Genomic DNA, 18,018 nt, shown 5'->3' on the forward strand with positions numbered 1-18,018 from the left:
CCCCTTTACTTAATTGGTACTACCAACCCTTTAAACTTTTCATAATTCATTTTTACACCATCATCAAGGTAAATTTCAATTTGCATATCGGCCATGTGGTGAAGTAATTCATCATAAGCTTTTAATTCATCAATTTTTTTCTCAAGGGCTTTTAGTTCTTTCTTGGCTTTTGTAATTTCTTTAGCTGAGAAATCTCCTTCAATAATTTCTAGTAACTGAAGTTTTTCTGCTTCCATACGTGTTTGGACTTCATGTAAATAATCCGTACGGATGCGGGAAAGGGTTGTTTTATCATAACGATGCATATAAATGAGGCAATTAAAGGCTTTTTCCTTACCTGGTGTAAATAACCAATAAATCGGCCGTTTCTTATATGTTTGAACATGATCTTTGAAGAAGTCATTTAAGAAATAACGTCGCAATGTTTCTTTTGCGGTTTCATTTGGTTTTCGTCCAATGGCATCAGCAATGAAATCCAAATTCTCTTCCAAGGTGTCTTCACTAAACGTTATTTTTACAAAATCCACAAACTTCGAGACAATATCATCTTCAAAATAAGGATCTGAAAGGATTGGCAGAATATTGTCTTCATCTGCAGGGAACGTTTTATAACGAGTTGAATCAAACTCTCCACCAGCGTAAATCAAACCTTCTTCATCAAGGGAATAACGACCGAACATACAGCCGACAGCGTAAGAGATGAAGCTCTTAATATCCCGTTCCAAATCAGCTTTTCGAATCGTTATATCTTCATCCGCTATATCTGGAGTCAATTCATCTTGTAAACCATAAATTTCAATAAAGATTCGGTTTAGTTCTTCTTCGTTTTGTTTTAACTGATTGAATTGTTTTTCAGCAAATTGTGTCCATTGTTCAAAAGACGACTTGATTGTATTTGAAGGGAATTTCAATAATGGGTGTTTTGAAAAATCCCAAGATGTTTCAAAAGAATCCCATTCCAATTTCGAAATAGAAACATTTTCTTTTACTAGTTCAATAATTCGTTCTTCCTTTTCTTTCTCCATTGATATTTTTATCGGTAATCTTCCAATAGTACCTGGTTGATAATTTAATGTCGGATTGATCAATGGTAAGAAATTTTGAACAATTTTCGTTGCAAGAAAACCTTGAATTTTATATAAATCCTCCATGTTATTTGTAAACAGTGATGAACCTGAATTATCAAATAAAAATCCATTTAAAAAAAGGCGAGAACTAAAATCACCAGAACTTAATGCTGACCAAGTAATTCCTGGTTTAAAAATATAATCCAGATTATAATTATGTGATCTCACTTTCCCGTTTTCATCAGCATAGTTTCTTATTTTTTCCCCATCATTCTCCCAGTCCACAACATAATCATTATTACCATACCATTTTCTAAATTCTCCACCTTTATTATATGGAAACCAACGTCGTTTACTTGAAATTGCTTCTTCTCGTTTATTAGAAGAAAATTTTATATTATCAAAACTTACTTCATACCAAAATCTTAAGAATAATTCATTATTTGCAGTTGCCATCCCTAATCGTGGTTCAGCAACTTCTGAAATTGAAGGGTTCTCTGAAAAAATATTCAATACTTCATTAGAAACCCAATATGCAATTGGACTTCCTGGAATTTTACTAAAATTTTCTACTGAAACAATACCATTTCTGTTTTCTTTAATTGGAAATATACTTGGCTTTTCTTCCGATTGCACATCTTTATAAGTTACTTCAGTGTAGATTCCTTTATAATTATTAATATGAATGTTTCTAAAAACAGTGGCAGAAGTACCAAATGCTATCCCCATTACCATATTATCCATATGTAATAAGGTACTTATAGTTTTCTCTTTTATTATTTTATTTCTCATTTTTTCAAAGCTAGATAAAAACATCCATGATTGCATTGTTACCATGCTATTAAAACTTGTTTCCTTAGATAACTCGAACCCTCTTTCCATAAATGCAGCAAAAAGATCACTTTTTGAATCAGAATAGTGTTTATCCATAAAATCCTTTAATTTTTTATTCATACCGTTGCGGCCCATATATGGTGGATTCGTACATACAACATCATATTTTTTGCTTAATAAAGCTGACTGTTTTAATAAAACTGGTAATTTTTCTTTAATTATATCTTTATTAATAATTTCTAATAGATCATTTTCTTCTATTAAATATTGTTCAAGATACTTTTCAATTTGATGGATATTTTTAATTTCAATACTAAGTAAAGAACCATATTCTTTTGCATCATAAAAAGTTTCCTGAATTAATTTTAAGGATTCATTTACTTCAAGATTATCTTTTGATATATCTTTAATAATCTCATCTGTTAACCATTTGCTTTCTTGAATAGCGACAATTTTAGGGGTAATTTTTTGTCTAAAAATTCTTCTCGTTTTTTCTCTTGCTTTCATCATTAGGGCAAAGGATGCTAATTGTACAGCACGCTCATCTACATCTATTCCAAACAAATTTTTTTCTAAAATCAATTGTGGAATTTCGCTTTCCATATATCCTTTTTCAAGGTACATATCATAAAATACATCAAAAGCATAGACAAGAATATGTCCACTACCACAACATGGATCAAGAAATGTAATTTCTTCTGGATTAACATTTTTATATCGAATTTCTTCAAGTTGCTTTTTGACTTCTTCTACTTGCTCGGCTTCATCTAAATAATATTTCCATTTTGTTTTTAATTGACTATCTGGATAACTTTCCATCCAAATACGTCCCAAAGAATTTTCTATCATATATCGAACAATCCAGTTTGGAGTAAAAAGTTGAGTTGCAGCTGGAAGTTTATCTTTTGTAATTTTGATATTTTTCTTTAGATTAGCAAATATCTCATCTTTTTCTTCAGAAATATAATATTGATACAACCAGCCAATTATCTCAATATTTTTCCAATCATCTTCTGAAATTTCGTTTGTATCTGTTAGTTTTCGAAGGAAAGTATCTTTACCAAGTAATCCTTCCGGGAAAAGAATCTCCTTATAGTCCTCAACCGTTTCAAACATAAACGGCATGTAACGGTTTAAATCATTACAATGTACTTTGATTAAGTACTTGAACAATTCATCTGTTTTATTGTTCATTTTTAATGCGTACACGTATTCTTTGTCCAAATCTAAATCTAAATTTAAAGCTTCTTTCATCATATCTGGTTCAGCACTGTCCGGATCTAAAGAAGATAGAACTCGTACTTTTGTTGGAAGATAGTCATTCACTTCCATAAAGCGTAAGGCGATAAATCGGTTAAACCATGTATATGCCGTTTCTTCCATTACCCTCTTAAATCCAATTTCTTTGGTACGGGCAATCAATTTATTTCTTTGACGTCTTTCAATGTCAGAAAGCTGTCTGCCGTCAATAAAGACGGCATCGGAGCTTTCCACATCAGCTTTTTTAATCGCTTCTTCTGTAATTCCTATTTTTCTTGCCTGCAGTTCTACACGTTCTATCAGTTCTTTTCGTGCTTCTGTTGCAAATTTCTTTAATGCACTTTTATTCATGCTCTTCACCCTTAATCGACTAACTCAATGTGTTTATTTTCTTTAATGATTTGTTTTAATTTATTGGATAGGGTATGGATATACTTATCAACATCTTCTTCATTTCTCAATGTTTTTATAGATACTAGTTGTGAAATTTTTACTTGTTGTTTTTTCGGAGCTTGTTCAATCGCAGCAATTGGTGGTTCTACAACAGTTCCTCCATTATCCGTTTGTTTCCGCTCCCATTCCAATCTTTCTCTTTCAATATGAATAAGCATTTTTTCTTTAAAAGCAGCACTTTGGGTTATTGTTGCATCTACTTTGAAAATGTCTGTGTAATTCTCAAGGTTTGTATTTAATTCATTATAATAGTCTTCCACCCGTTGTTTTGTACTGTTTGAAACCCCATATTGATTTGCAAGTAGCGACAGTTCCTCATTATCTTCCTGAAGCTTCTTACGGGCATTTTCCTTTTTTTCTTGTAAAACAAATCCTATTTGTTGTTCCAAAATATGAATTAATTCAGGGATGTCTTTAATTTGTTTATACGGAATCGGATTTTGAAGAATCTCACGTAATTTGTTCATCGCTTCTTCTACTTCTTGTCCAATGAGATACGCTTTATTGTCTTCAAATTTGCTGAGCGCTTTTAGTCCCTGGTCAAAAATCTCTTTTTGATTTGTACTGAAGAAGCTTTTTATGTAAATCATATCTTCTTCCCAATCCGCTAAATCATCTTCAAACTCTTTTAGTTTTGTAAAGAAAGAAACATTATCTAATTGGTTTGTAAATTGGCCGAAGTATTCTAATCCTTTATTTAATAAGCTTAAACCAGGATATTTTCTTCCTTCATAGCGGGCTTTATACGCATTGATTTCATTAATTTGCTTTTCGATGAGTTGACGAATGTCTTTAATTAATCCGTCTTCATCATCTGCTAAATCAGTCTTATTGAAAACTTCTTTACAAACTCTTTTCGCCGTGCGAAGAAGGGCTTCGTCTACTTTTACCCTCTTTGTGATAATGGCTTTATCTGCTTCATTGATTTTTCCAAAGACGGTCATTAATTCATTTGTATCCCGTTCCGGTTCTAAATAGGCGGAGTTATAGCGAATACGAATGCGCTGCTCTTTTAATAATTTTGTCAGTATTCCGGCTATGTCTAGCTGTTTCCAGCCATAGGGTTTGCCTTGGAACCGGTCATAGATGATTTTCACTCGAACTTGTTTATTAATTTGCTCTTGTAAATCGATAAATTCATATATTTCTTTTTTTGCAAGTTCATTTGGGTCTGTGCCTAATTGTTCATCTAATGTAAATTGTTGATTATTTTCTCTTATCATTAACAATAATTGGTTAGCATCTTGTAAGTGTTCTTTAATGTAGCCCAATTTTGTATAAACACTTTCTACTAAACGTTTCAAAGCAGCATTCATTTTTTCTTTAACAGTCGACCCTTTTACGTCTAATTTTTCACCATTTACATAGAAGGTTGCATCTTTAATTGCTTCTTCCAATAATTCGCGCACCCGTTTTCTTCTTCCACGGGCTTCAACCCGTTTATTGTTTAAAATGTTTTGAATATGCTCTGGTTGTTGAGAAGGATTTCTTTTCTTCAAATATTCTTCTATCCGCAACGCTTCTTCCATTTCTTCGACATAAGAATCACTGCCACCCAGTTTCACGATTAATTCGTCATTACCTGATGACATCATCATTAATTCCTGTTCTGATTTATGATAATGGTCTGAAAGTACAGATAAAACTTGAACGCCAATCGAGGATGTTTGATTTCCATAACTTTTTTCATCCATTTTTTGATTGAATGGGAATGAGTATTCTTTTGAATATGTGAATCGTTTTTCATCATATAAATCATGGAATATATAGTTCGCTAATTCACGCTTAATAAGTTCTTCTTCAACATTTATATGTTTAATTTCACGATTTACATCTTGCTCATCATCTGTTAAGAAATTGTAGTTGTCCCCGTTTTTCTGAATAAATGCTTGTGAAATAAGTTTTCTTAACGCAACTTTAATTTTTTCTTTCAACTCCAATTTATCTTCATCAATACGAGTCACCATTAATGTTGCAATATTATCAATGTTTGCTGGGAGTTCATTATCTTTAATATATTTAATCAAGAACAGTACTTTTAATAAGTTTACGTTAAAAGGATCGTCTTTTAATGCTCGATTTTCAGCCGCTTTTGCGATAACTCTGGAAATTGATGGATTCAAAAATTCTTCAATGGTATCATAAAAGGCATAGAACGGAATTAGAATCCCTTCTTCCGCATCTTTGTATTTGAGTCCTGCTTCTTTAAAGGCTGATAACATAGAACGTTCCCCTTCAGACAAATGCTTACCAGAGGAACCATGTTTACGCACTTGTTCAAACACATTTTGTAACAACTTAAATTGATATGGAACAAAAGGATATACTTCCGCAAATTCAATATCGTTTTCATATCCTCTTAAATCAGCGGTGCTTTCCTTAAAGCTGATTAGGTTTTTCAAAATAGCGCTTTTATTTGGAAAATCTGCTCTTAATTTATCGAATACATGAGGTTTCTTTTCTAAAATGCGTTTTTTAATCACCTCATCTACCGAAATGGAAGAAAGGGAAAGTCTCGTATCAAAGCGGCCTTGGATTCTTGAGAAGTCGTCTCCTTTTACTTTAATAATCGAGTCGATGCTTTCCTGAGAAGTCACGATAATCCATACTTTACCTGCACAATAAGTTCCTAAATCCTCTGTCACCGTTTGTAAGTTGAGCATGAGATTGCGGTTATCCCCGATATATTGCCCGATTTCATCAACAAGGAAGACTAAATGGAAGTTTGGTCCTTTACTGTCAATGTACTCTTTAACATCTTTTGCAAACTTCTCAATACTAATTTCATAGTTGTTTACTCCATTTTCAAACCAGTTTCTTGCAGACTCTTCCGACATTCCTGTCGCTTTCACCAATGCCCCAATGACATAGTCCGCGTCGAAGTAAAACGTATTCCTACGTTCTTCCCATGGTTCGCCTGCTAATTTAAGAAATTCCTCTTTAAACGTCTCATATACGCCTTGTTTATCCAAATATTTTTCCATTTCGGCAACGCCTGGAATATCGCCATAATAACCACGATGTTCATAAAACACTTTCATGAAGACCCGCAAAATGGCATCTTCTTTCGATTTGTTATCGAGCGGACTTTTGGAGTCGATATTAAAAAGAATTACTTCTGTATCGACATCCGCTGTGCGTTTCATACTAGCATAAACAAGGGGATCTTTTATTTTTGCTTCAAAAAAGTCAACGGGTTTTTTCCCTTTGACTGGCTTATTGTCTAAGAGATAGGCTAGGATTTTCAAAAAATGGGATTTACCTGATCCGAAGAATCCAGAAATCCAAACTCCCATTTTATCTGTTATACCATCTATACTCCTTGAATAATTATCGTAAAATTTCGAAAAGTGTTTAAGTAATTCTTGCGTTACAACATACTCATCCAATTCCTGATAAATATCATCTTCACTAGTTTGTGCGACTTTAATCACACCACGAATGTCACGTTCAATGTCCTTTAAAAACATTTCTTTTAATTGCATTCCCTTTTCCTCCCTAATCGACTAAACGAAAAGCGCGATAGTAATTGTCATCTTTTAATTTTCCAAATAATTGAAGAGATTGTCCATCATATTGGCCAGGGAAAAACATAATGACTGGAGTTTTATCTAGCACTTCTTGAAGATTATTTAATATGTTATGGGATCGAACAAAGGGATAAATTTTTCCAATTCCTGTTAAAAAGACAACGTTATGGTCACCCATTTGTTCTTTAATTTTTTGAAGAAAAATTTCGGGTTTTGCAAAAGTGGTTAAGGCTTTAAAAAGTGCTGTTTTTCCTTGTTTTTGTTCCATTTCAAAAATGCGGTTAAAAATTCTTTTTTCTTTTGCAATTTCAATGAGCATTTTGTATAAATCAAATTCTATAATTTTTCTATCAGTACTTTCATAATCAAATACTTTTTTTATATGCTGAATGTAATTCCTTACTTTTAATTCATATTTGGGCTCATAGTCAAACACGTAGAAACTGATTTCATTTCCAAGTCCCTTGCCGTGAATAAACTTATCTTCTTTAATCTTTGGAATAATCTTATCGAGCCTTTCATTTATATTAGACATTTTTATTCACCCATCGCTTCCAAATATTTTTTATCTCCAATCTGAATGAAATGTTGTTTCAATTCATCATCTATAATCAGCCTATTTATTTCATTTCCCTTTCGATTTTTCAATATGCCGCTTTCATAAAGTACTTGCATAAACGCCCTTTTTAATTTTTCTGTATTTATTGAGCTCCAACTCGCAACTTTTTCACTTTGCTCAGCTTTAGCTGCAAAAAACACATTAATATCCTTTTTTTCAATTAAAAAATTATTATTGTAAATTTTTTCACGTATCACCTCATCCATAAATTCAAAAAATAGGCGATCCGTTTTCATAATGGCGTATAAATTAATTACCTTTGCCATATCATTTGAGCCTTCTACTAGATAATTGATTAAAAATGAATCGAGGGATTCTGCCCTCCTCATAACTGAAGGCAAAGCTCTATTAATTCTTCCCTTATTGTCAAACTGAAATAAGTTTTCTTCCATTACTTTTTTTCTAATTTCTTTTGAATCTAATCCTTGTTGCTTCAATTTTGCCACTTGTTTTAATTCGAATAACAAAAATGATGCACCATTCAAACTGGAGGAGTATTCCAATTCTTCCGGCATATAACCCTACCTTTCATGTAAGATAATTACCCTAATTTTCTTCCATATAAATACAAATAAAAATAGTTTATAATAACTACTTCTTGTTATTTTTTTATGATTATAATTATTAATCCTTTTTTAATCGAAAATAGTATTTTTATAAATCTAATTTATATTTTTTCAAATTTCGTTTATAATTTTCAAATGCTATTTTAACATTCAACCTTTAAAGTCTCCATACACTTTTCAAAAGCGAATTCATAAAATAATACTAATTGTGGTAATTTATTAAACAAAATACTGTATAAGGTGTAAGTAAAACCTATCTAAACTCATATATTATTCTTTTCACATTTGTTAACCTTAAAATTAAAAAAACAAAATTCCCCCATTTAAAAATATCCCGTCAATTATACTTAAAAAATTTCCAACTCCCGATTACAACAACTGCAGAAAGCAACATCAGTTTCTGTAATTTCGGTTAGTAGACCGCAATAGGGCATTCTGCACGGGAAGGAGTTTTTTGAGATTCTCAATCATTAGTTGGAACATCAAAAGAATATTTAGTTTCCATTAATCTTTTTTCATCTTGAATCAGCTCCTTTCTTACCTCTAGTCAAGTGTTTTTTATTAAATAATTTGGTTCACATAGATTTTATTTTGGAAGGAAGGGGTACCCCTTCCTTCCAAAATAAATTTTCGCTTTCAATTGCCAAACAAAAACACCTCCTCTGTAATCGATAACTCTATCTTACAGGGAGGTGCGATTGGTTGAAATGCGTCGTTTGAATTCGGGTTTACCGTCGCAATAGTTGAAATGATATTCTTCAATGATTTCAATCCACGCACCTAATGTAAGGTGCGACTATGTCGATGAAGGTCTGCCCAACGAATAATTTGATTTCAATCCACGCACCTAATGTAAGGTGCGACTTTAAATTTAGGAAGAATGGACGTGATCATTAGTATTTCAATCCACGCACCTAATGTAAGGTGCGACGATGTGTACGTGAAATATGGACCATTATCCGCATAATTTCAATCCACGCACCTAATGTAAGGTGCGACGTAAACTTTCAGGAAAATTGCGACTGGAAGCGGATATTTCAATCCACGCACCTAATGTAAGGTGCGACTTCTAGCGACTATTTAAAAAAATGGTACGATAGCATTTCAATCCACGCACCTAATGTAAGGTGCGACTCATGTCGTTCGAGTAAGCGAAATGATATGTGATATTTCAATCCACGCACCTAATGTAAGGTGCGACGATTACTGACGTAGATATATTGAACGACAAGATTATTTCAATCCACGCACCTAATGTAAGGTGCGACAAACCAGTCTTGCGGTTTGATTTTGCGTATCTATATTTCAATCCACGCACCTAATGTAAGGTGCGACACTAAATATCTTATTACCATTCAAATAAAATGCAATTTCAATCCACGCACCTAATGTAAGGTGCGACACTCAGCTATATACTTACCGATATTATCACAACCGATTTCAATCCACGCACCTAATGTAAGGTGCGACCGAAGTGGATGGAATCGAGTTTGATTCCAAGATTATTTCAATCCACGCACCTAATGTAAGGTGCGACATAGATTAAAAGAGATAACGAGAGCATAGCTATTATTTCAATCCACGCACCTAATGTAAGGTGCGACATTAATTAAAATCTCTTGATTGTATATTAAATTAATTTCAATCCACGCACCTAATGTAAGGTGCGACTCAAGAAACGCGTCAATTGTGCGCACAGTTTGCTTAAATTTCAATCCACGCACCTAATGTAAGGTGCGACAACTTCTTGTACGTCTAAATACTCAAAATTACCATTTCAATCCACGCACCTAATGTAAGGTGCGACAAGTATGCAGTTAACGTAAATGAGTTAACTGAAAATATTTCAATCCACGCACCTAATGTAAGGTGCGACGTTCGTTTGTAGATTGTTCTGGTGCCTTTTCATCAATTTCAATCCACGCACCTAATGTAAGGTGCGACGAATTACATTTTGACAGCAATAGTCCAGTTTTTGATTTCAATCCACGCACCTAATGTAAGGTGCGACCAGGATTTCCGTATATTAAGTAAGTTGCATTATTATTTCAATCCACGCACCTAATGTAAGGTGCGACAATAAACATCTATTTAATTCCTCAACTATAAATAATTTCAATCCACGCACCTAATGTAAGGTGCGACCGTAATTTAATTTATTAATTTATAATTTGATTAAGATTTCAATCCACGCACCTAATGTAAGGTGCGACTTTAGCACAATACACAACATTTGAATCTGTGGAAATTTCAATCCACGCACCTAATGTAAGGTGCGACGCATGCTGGACAAGTGCATTCCACCCACTCTTCGTATTTCAATCCACGCACCTAATGTAAGGTGCGACTCAGAAACGAACCGCAATTAAAAATCAGACAATGCATTTCAATCCACGCACCTAATGTAAGGTGCGACGGTTTCGCGATTTTCAATCTGAAACAATCGGATATTAATTTCAATCCACGCACCTAATGTAAGGTGCGACGTATTTATTTCTATTTTCTTTCCAATCCAATTTTATTTCAATCCACGCACCTAATGTAAGGTGCGACACAAATCGTTACGTCAAAACATACAAGTACGTTAATTTCAATCCACGCACCTAATGTAAGGTGCGACTTTCCAACTGCTTTTGCAAGTTAAATTCGAAACGATTTCAATCCACGGTAAGCGTAAAATAATCCCCACCTTTTAATGATAGGGATTAAATACTATTATTGTGATAAGTTATTAAAAACCCGACAATTCAAAGGAATTGTTTTGGACCAAGGAAGTAGTTGATCAAGCTCATCCATATTGCTTATGTCCATATTGGGAAGCCTTTCAAATAAGTAGCGAAGATAATAAAATGGATTTAATTTATTCTCTTTTGCTGTCTCCACAATACTGTAAATGATTGAGCTGGCCTTAGCTCCTTTCGGAGTATTGCTAAAAATCCAGTTCTTCCTTCCGATCACAAATGGTTTAATGGATCGTTCACTTCGATTATTATCGATTTCTAAACGTCCATCCTCTAAAAATGCCACGAGTTTTTCCCATTGGTTGAGGCAGTATGTAATGGCTTGACCTAATAGACTCTTTGGTAAAACATTGCTTTTCTCTGTTTTTAGCCATGCTGAAAAAGCCTCCAACAATGGTTGGCTGTGTTTAAGTCGTTTTTTATATCGTTCTTCTGGTGTACATTCTTTCAAATCACGCTCGATGGCAAATAGCTGATTACAGAAATTGAGGCCTTCCCGAGCTGTGACTGCTGAATGACGTTTGGATTCAGGAAGTACGTTTAAAGCCTCATCGAACTTTCTGCGGGCATGAGCCCAACATCCAACTAATGTTACGCCGGATACCTTATGGTATCCTGCATATCCATCGACATGCAGGTATCCTTTAAACCCTTTTAGGAATTCTTTGGCATGTTCTCCTGCTCTAGTTTCCTGATAGTCATAAAGGACAAGTGGTGGATCCTCTCTTCCAGTCCGATAAAGCCACATGTAAGATTTCGATGTACTTGACCTTCCAGGTTCATGTAAAACCTGAACAGTTGTTTCATCCGCATGTAGAATGTCTTTAGAGAGGAGATGCTCTTTCATTCGTTGATAAATTGGCGCAAGCCATTTTTCGGCACCATAAAGCATCCAATTGGCCATGGTTTGCCTGGATAAGATCACACCTAATCGTTTGAACTGTTGTTCTTGGCGATATAGAGGTAGCCCCTCTACATATTTTTGATTCATAATATATGCCATGCTTGACGGCGAAGCTAAACTTTTTGGATACACAGATTTTGGGGCAGGTGCTGTAACGATTGGTGTCTCTATTTCATTACGCTCACAATGACGGCATCCATAGACATATCCTTATTTTTTATTGAAAAAATGAAAAACAGCCCATGAAATTTCATTCCAAAATTTCATGGGCTGTTTCCATTTTAGAGGGGGTTTTGTCCCAGCCTCTTCTATAGTAACCTTTATTAATGGTATGACAGATGATATGGAAGATAGGTGTTTTTGATGCATGAAAACGAATTATAAGTTTAATAGAACAGATAATGAATGCAGATGGGATAGAAGAAGTTGCTGATTTAATTGACATTCTTGAAAAAATGTTCCAGATCTAAATGTTAGTGACCTAATTTTTGGGAACGACGAAAAACTAACAGCAGAAAAAGCATATAAAACAATAATATGATAAAAAAGCAATAAACGTGGTATAACCCCCTCTTATCGGCAATCATCCTGTAAGGGGGGTGTAATCGCTTGGAGATATAATATTATTTTTTGAATCCTGGTTGTGATTTCTTTAATTTTGACTTCTTTATTAACTGAATAAGTTATTAAAGGAGATGATACAATGCAAAGTATAATTGAATTGGATAATCAAACAAAGGAAAGATTCGCAGCTGAGGTGAAAAATAACAAACAGGTACAAAAATTAGTGGAACACCTTAACCATCTGTCCGAGAATACTTCAGAATTGAAAGTGGAAAAAGTGTTGCAAGTTTCAATCAATGATGAAAAAGTAGTTGTAGTTCATTTGAAAAATGATAATAATACGGTTCGTGTACATTATCAAACAAAACCGGTACAAGTATTTGGACGTGTAATTATCCAAGAGGGTGACAAACGTATTGCTAAAGTGATTGATGGAAACCAAGAACCATTTGAAGTGGTAAAAGAATATGCTTACACTAAAGAATTAGAAGAAGCGCTTGTTGAACTTCAAAATAAACAACTACCCAATATGGAAGAAGATATGATTACACCTCAAAGCTTATTTTGTATTCATGGAAATTGGTGTGGACCATTATGTAGTGGCCCTGAAGATCCTGAAACGCAAGTAGACGCTTGTTGTAAAGAACACGATATATGTTATGGTGATAGTGGCTATTTCAATTGTGAATGTGATGCTCGACTGCAATGGTGTCTATTACCGTATGTACAAGAAGGTAGTGAGTGGGCGATTTTAGTTTTTGAATACTTTAATTTACAACCATGTAGAGATTAATTCTAAGGGGCTGTCCGAAAAGTAGTATTTAATCCCGAAATCTAAAAAAAGCAAACCCAAAGAATGCTGTAAAATCAACATTCTTTGGGTTTTAATTTTGGCGGATTTTCAACTAAAATGGACTTTTTAGACAGCCCCATTTTCTTATTATTCCATGTTACAATAAAAAAAGACTACAAGAAGAACTAACCGAACTCTAAGAGATATTTTGTTTTATATGAGGTGAGTTTTTTGGAAAAACTATTCGTGAGATTGTGTAGTTGGTTAGGTCTATTCCTTTTGCTGCTTGCGTTTTTAAGTGACTTTATTGGTGTTTCGATATTCGATTCCCCATTTATTACTTTTTATACAATCAGTGTTATAGGTTTAATTACCGCATTTATGGGTTGGATTCTTCTAAGATTTAATGAAGTAGATTCTATCACAAAGATTATTGGTAAGTTAGGTTTATTCGGTAATTTACTAGTTGTTATTTTGTTTTTCCCGCCATTGTATCATTTTTGGGGAACACTTATTTTTGGACCTTAATCATTTGTCTATATGAAAGTCGATCCTTTTATGTTGGATTGGCTTTTTATTTTTGGGTAAATGATTAGTTTCTCTAGAACTATGTTCGGATATGAAACCTAAATCGAGAGTGTAAAATATTTTGTGTAAATAGAAATGCACTAAATAATGTTCATAGAAAAAGGAAGACCCTTTCTGTAGAATAAAGTTAGCCTATAAAATTCACAGAAAAGAGGTCTTCCCTATGAATCATCTTACTACAGATTTAATCGAAGCACTAGCACAAAAACAAGATATCGAAGAAGTTTTTCGTTATCATTTGGAAACAGCCATCAATCAGCTGTTGAAACATGAATTAACTGTCTTTTTAGACTATGAACCTTATGATCGAGAAGGTTTTCATTCTGGCAATTCCCGAAATGGCTACTACGATCGTACCTTTAAAACCGAATACGGAGAACTACATCTTCGTATCCCTAGAGACCGTAATGGAGAGTTTCAACAACAAACAATAGCTCCTTATAAGGTAAGCGTAAAATAATCCCCACCTTTTAATGATAGGGATTAAATACTATTATTGTGATAAGTTATTAAAAACCCGACAATTCAAAGGAATTGTTTTGGGAAGCTAAACTTTTTGGATACACAGATTTTGGGGCAGGTGCTGTAACGATTGGTGTCTCTATTTCATTACGCTCACAATGACGGCATCCATAGACATATCGAACGTGTTTTAAAACTTTGACTTGAGCCGGAATAATCACTAATTCTTGTCGTACTTCTGTGCTCATTTCGTGTGTTTTTTCACCGCAACACGAACAGACCTGCTCTTCTTCGGGTAAACGATATTCAATCGTTTCCATAGGCAGGTTTTCAAACGTAGCTTGACGTTGACCACGTTTCTTTTTACGACGATATGTAATTGTTTCAACAGTTGGCTCTTCGGCTTTTACATTAGACTCTACCTCTGCTTCATTGAATAAAGGTAGTTCTAATTGATTAGGATTTGTTTTTTCGCTTGAAGAGCCAAATTTTCGTTTTTGACTAAGACGATACTGTTCTTCATACCATCGTAATTTCGCCGTCAATTCAACGATTTGCTGTTGAAGTTTTTCAATTAATTCAAATGGGTTTTGGTTAGGATTCTTTAAATTTTTCATCATGTAGTAATAATTCGACGGTTTTAGCTATTTTCCTCCAAGGTTTTTGTTAAAAGTAAAAAATTCATATAACTGTTCTAGCCTTTACTTCTGGGTGTGCTTTCTTTTGCTCCATTGGAAGACCATCCAATAACCAGCGTAATTGCCGATAACTAATTTGTATCGTTCCAGTGTCATTTTCATTTGGCCATTGAAATTTTCCTTTTTCCAATCGACGATAATAAAGCCAAAAACCATTATAGTCCCAGTGAAGAATTTTTAATTTATCTCGCTTTCGATTACAGAACACAAAATAGCTTGATGAAAAGGGATCTAAATCAAATCCCTCTTTCACCAAAGCAGCTAATCCATCAATGGATTTTCTCAAATCAGTACTTCCTTTTGCCAAGTAAACTCGTTCAGCTCTTGTACCAACTAACATGTTGATTTCAACGTCCTAACCACTTCTGAAAGAAAGGCCGGATCGAAACCAGGTTTTACTTCAATTGAAATCCCACTAATTTCAATCCGTAATGAATTTTCAACTGTTTGTGAATGATCTTCTAGGGTAACGGATACCCATTTTGTAGACTTTCCTTGATTGTTTATTGGATTTTCAATTTTTCTTAACCAGTATTTAAACTGGTGAATACTCCATTGATTTTCCTTGCACCAGTTTACTTGAGTTTGACCGCTTTTACGATAGTCAGCGATTCGTTGTTCCCAAACCTTTCGTAATTCAGGATTCTTAGGCATAAAAAAAACCTCCTTCAATTTCATCTTGAGGAGATTATCTCATGAAATTAGCACATCAAGAAGGTGTGCAAGATTTGACGCTTACCCTTATACATATATTGAACTGGGTGTGGCTTACTATCACGTGGTGTTGTTATATAATTTCAATTTTAATCAGAAGGTAATTTAATGAGTAATTGGCAACGTGTAAAAGAGCAAATATTATTTCAATCTAAACGCTACTGTAAACGTCAACCATTTGGGGTTGGCTTTTACAACAATATGTTGTCAAAATATATACTTTATTGTATTTTGCTGTATATTTCATTTGAATAAGTATGTAAAAAATTGTTAAGATATGATATATTTTAATAGAAAAGCTCTCTCGTTTATTGAATAGAGAGAAGAAGTATCGTGCTGGCAACTTATAAAAAGACTTTACAATATGAATAACTTGAATGATGAACATTAGCATTTATAAATAATGTGTAGCAAGTTTAACAATTCTAGTAGACTTATGCTAAAGTTTAATAATTTTACACAATAATCGTTTGTATACCAAGTGCATGTAATAAATTATAAGGCTTAATTAATATTTTTAACGTTGATATAAGCTAGGAGGCTTAAGTTATGTTGAAGTATACTGTCGAATCTGAAAATGTAATCATTAACCGAACAAAGTTATTTGATGCAATTAAAGTATTTAATGGTGGAGAAGTTGGTAATGATTTTGATAATAGGTCAGCAATGTATTCTGATTCAGAAGTTATATTGAATATGTTACAATATTTTGTTGCCACAAGTTATGAACAATTAGAATTGGGTCATGAGGTACATCTTGTTTCAAATGTTGGCACAGAGGTTTATAAAAATTTTAAAGAGTTGAAGCAATTGTTAGATGATTTGATTAATCATAAAAATGACGATATATTGACCGGTAAAATCTATGAAGTATTAGAACGAAAATTAAAATAAATCGCGAGTATTGTTCTCGTGACACTTCTTAACTAATTACAAAAAAGAACCCTACAACATGGTAATCACTTAGTTTTAGTAAGTTAGATTGCGTGTTGTGGGGTTTTGTTTATATTATTCTGAATGAAGAGTGATGTGTATTGCATAATAAAAGTGCAGACTAGTGCAATGAATTTGTACAGAGTCTAGCACTTTTTTTAGTGCAAAAAAAATATGATCCATGATCCACGGGGACGGTTCTCGTGACTCATTCTGGATAAATTTTCAATAATCGACGAGGACGATTCCTTTAAAGAATAAGTGGAAGGTAAAGGGTTTTGGCTCTTTACCTTCTCGTTTAATACGAAATTAAAAACATAACCACAACATGACAATGACTTATTTGAAGTAAGTTGGATTGCGTGTTGTGGGTTTTTATGGGATGAACCACGGGGACGGTTCTGGTGACTCATTTTGGATAATATTTCAAGAGTTTACGAGGACTATTCCTTTCAGGAATAAGTTGAAGGTAAAGGGTTTCGGCTCTTTGCCTTCTTCTTAACTGAATACAAAATGAATCCACAACATGACATTAACTTATTTGAGGTAAGTTGAATGGCGTGTTGTGGTTTTTTTCATTTTTGGTTCTATTTTTAATAATATAAAGGAAGTGGTGTATTTTGCAAGATAAAAGTGCAGAGAATTGCAATGAAAAATACAGAGTGTTGCCACCCAATATTTTTACTGTTTTCTCGACAACGCATTGGCTAAACGGAAGCTCTGTCCCGTATAAGAAATAATGTGGGCGTGGTGAATCAGGCGATCCACCAGAGCTGCCGTTAAACGTGAATCCGAAAAAATACGATTCCACTGACTAAATTCTAAATTTGACGTGATAATCAAACTCTTTTGTTCGTAAAACTCTGAAATGATTTGAAAAAGTAACTCCGCTCCTTCTTTACCAAAAGGAAGATAACCCATTTCATCCAATATCATTAAATCAATTTTCTCTAATTTATTTCGAAATTGTTTTAATTTCCCTACATGTAGAGCCTGTTCCAATTCTTCTACTAAATGCGAAACTCGATAAAAACGCACTTCAAAACCTTGCTCAGATCCACGGGGACGGTTCTGGTGACTCATTCGGTGAAGTGATGATGCTTTGCTGAACCAATGGAAGGTAAAGGGTTTCGGCTCTTTACCTTCTCTTTCAATAACAATACAAAAACATAACCACAACATGACAATGACTTCCACGGGGACGGTTCTCGTGACTCATTTTGGATAAAATTTCAAGAATTCATGAGGACAATTCCTTTCAGGAATAAACGGAAGGTAAAGGGTTTTGGCTC

At 33.8% G+C, this 18,018-nt stretch carries 9 protein-coding genes, 4 pseudogenes and 1 CRISPR repeat array; of the genes and pseudogenes, 4 read left to right on the forward strand and 9 right to left on the reverse strand.

Features of this window, described 5'->3' with window-relative positions; all coding sequences use genetic code 11:
- Positions 1 to 5 precede the first annotated feature (5 nt).
- From pglX to tnpC, 5 genes and pseudogenes are all read right to left on the reverse strand, one after another.
- Positions 6 to 3,512: a BREX-1 system adenine-specific DNA-methyltransferase PglX gene (gene pglX, locus DKZ56_RS14300; RefSeq protein WP_208650577.1), complete on the reverse strand. Its 3,507-nt coding sequence runs from the start codon at positions 3,510 to 3,512 to the stop codon at positions 6 to 8.
- Positions 3,513 to 3,523: 11 nt separating this feature from the next.
- Positions 3,524 to 7,099 (reverse strand): BREX system P-loop protein BrxC, encoded by a 3,576-nt coding sequence (gene brxC, locus DKZ56_RS14305; protein WP_208650578.1) that lies wholly within the window; start codon positions 7,097 to 7,099, stop codon positions 3,524 to 3,526.
- Between the two features lie 13 nt (positions 7,100 to 7,112).
- Complete coding sequence (locus DKZ56_RS14310) at positions 7,113 to 7,679, reverse strand: DUF1788 domain-containing protein (RefSeq protein ID WP_208650579.1); 567 nt, start codon at positions 7,677 to 7,679, stop codon at positions 7,113 to 7,115.
- Between the two features lie 2 nt (positions 7,680 to 7,681).
- Positions 7,682 to 8,278, reverse strand: coding sequence for a DUF1819 family protein (locus DKZ56_RS14315; protein WP_208650580.1), 597 nt, complete (start codon positions 8,276 to 8,278; stop codon positions 7,682 to 7,684).
- Positions 8,279 to 9,093: 815 nt separating this feature from the next.
- Positions 9,094 to 10,949: a CRISPR direct-repeat array (repeat unit 33 nt; unit sequence ATTTCAATCCACGCACCTAATGTAAGGTGCGAC).
- Between the two features lie 95 nt (positions 10,950 to 11,044).
- A pseudogene (tnpC, locus tag DKZ56_RS14320) lies at positions 11,045 to 12,181 on the reverse strand (IS66 family transposase); the annotation flags it as partial.
- Positions 12,182 to 12,677: 496 nt separating this feature from the next.
- Between tnpC and DKZ56_RS15635 the strand changes: the two are divergent.
- From DKZ56_RS15635 to DKZ56_RS14335, 3 genes and pseudogenes are all read left to right on the forward strand, one after another.
- Positions 12,678 to 13,331, forward strand: a complete 654-nt coding sequence (locus DKZ56_RS15635) for a phospholipase A2 family protein (RefSeq protein WP_245989505.1) — start codon at positions 12,678 to 12,680, stop codon at positions 13,329 to 13,331.
- Positions 13,332 to 13,562: 231 nt separating this feature from the next.
- On the forward strand, positions 13,563 to 13,859 hold the full coding sequence (locus DKZ56_RS14330; RefSeq protein WP_208650581.1) for a hypothetical protein: 297 nt from the start codon (positions 13,563 to 13,565) through the stop codon (positions 13,857 to 13,859).
- A 223-nt stretch (positions 13,860 to 14,082) separates the two neighbouring features.
- Positions 14,083 to 14,364 (forward strand): annotated as a pseudogene (locus DKZ56_RS14335) (transposase); the annotation flags it as partial.
- 97 nt (positions 14,365 to 14,461) lie between these two features.
- Here DKZ56_RS14335 and DKZ56_RS14340 read toward each other — a convergent pair.
- From DKZ56_RS14340 to tnpA, 3 genes and pseudogenes are all read right to left on the reverse strand, one after another.
- Positions 14,462 to 15,001: pseudogene (locus DKZ56_RS14340) on the reverse strand (transposase); the annotation flags it as partial.
- Between the two features lie 61 nt (positions 15,002 to 15,062).
- Positions 15,063 to 15,419, reverse strand: coding sequence for an IS66 family insertion sequence element accessory protein TnpB (gene tnpB / locus DKZ56_RS14345; protein WP_145986160.1), 357 nt, complete (start codon positions 15,417 to 15,419; stop codon positions 15,063 to 15,065).
- Positions 15,413 to 15,733 (reverse strand): IS66 family insertion sequence element accessory protein TnpA, encoded by a 321-nt coding sequence (gene tnpA, locus DKZ56_RS14350; RefSeq protein ID WP_208650582.1) that lies wholly within the window; start codon positions 15,731 to 15,733, stop codon positions 15,413 to 15,415. The genes tnpB and tnpA overlap by 7 nt, the downstream gene beginning before the upstream one ends.
- A gap of 609 nt (positions 15,734 to 16,342) precedes the next feature.
- Here tnpA and DKZ56_RS14355 point away from each other — a divergent pair.
- A complete protein-coding gene (locus tag DKZ56_RS14355) occupies positions 16,343 to 16,687 on the forward strand; it encodes a hypothetical protein (protein ID WP_208650583.1) in 345 nt (114 codons plus the stop codon).
- A 720-nt stretch (positions 16,688 to 17,407) separates the two neighbouring features.
- Here DKZ56_RS14355 and DKZ56_RS14360 read toward each other — a convergent pair.
- Positions 17,408 to 17,788: pseudogene (locus DKZ56_RS14360) on the reverse strand (ATP-binding protein); the annotation flags it as partial.
- Positions 17,789 to 18,018: the final 230 nt, after the last annotated feature.

Source organism: Ureibacillus thermophilus, assembly GCF_004331915.1.
In the GTDB taxonomy this organism is placed as follows: Bacteria; Bacillota; Bacilli; order Bacillales_A; family Planococcaceae; genus Ureibacillus; species Ureibacillus thermophilus.

Bases quoted from the DNA above. Each gene is read 5' to 3' on its own strand.
- pglX (WP_208650577.1), bottom strand. From the start codon at position 3,512: ATGAATAAAAGTGCATTAAAGAAATTTGCAACAGAAGCACGAAAAGAA.
- brxC (WP_208650578.1), bottom strand. From the start codon at position 7,099: ATGCAATTAAAAGAAATGTTTTTAAAGGACATTGAACGTGACATTCGT.
- DKZ56_RS14310 (WP_208650579.1), bottom strand. From the start codon at position 7,679: ATGTCTAATATAAATGAAAGGCTCGATAAGATTATTCCAAAGATTAAA.
- DKZ56_RS14315 (WP_208650580.1), bottom strand. From the start codon at position 8,278: ATGCCGGAAGAATTGGAATACTCCTCCAGTTTGAATGGTGCATCATTT.
- DKZ56_RS15635 (WP_245989505.1), top strand. From the start codon at position 12,678: ATGCAAAGTATAATTGAATTGGATAATCAAACAAAGGAAAGATTCGCA.
- tnpB (WP_145986160.1), bottom strand. From the start codon at position 15,419: ATGTTAGTTGGTACAAGAGCTGAACGAGTTTACTTGGCAAAAGGAAGT.
- tnpA (WP_208650582.1), bottom strand. From the start codon at position 15,733: ATGCCTAAGAATCCTGAATTACGAAAGGTTTGGGAACAACGAATCGCT.
- DKZ56_RS14355 (WP_208650583.1), top strand. From the start codon at position 16,343: ATGTTGAAGTATACTGTCGAATCTGAAAATGTAATCATTAACCGAACA.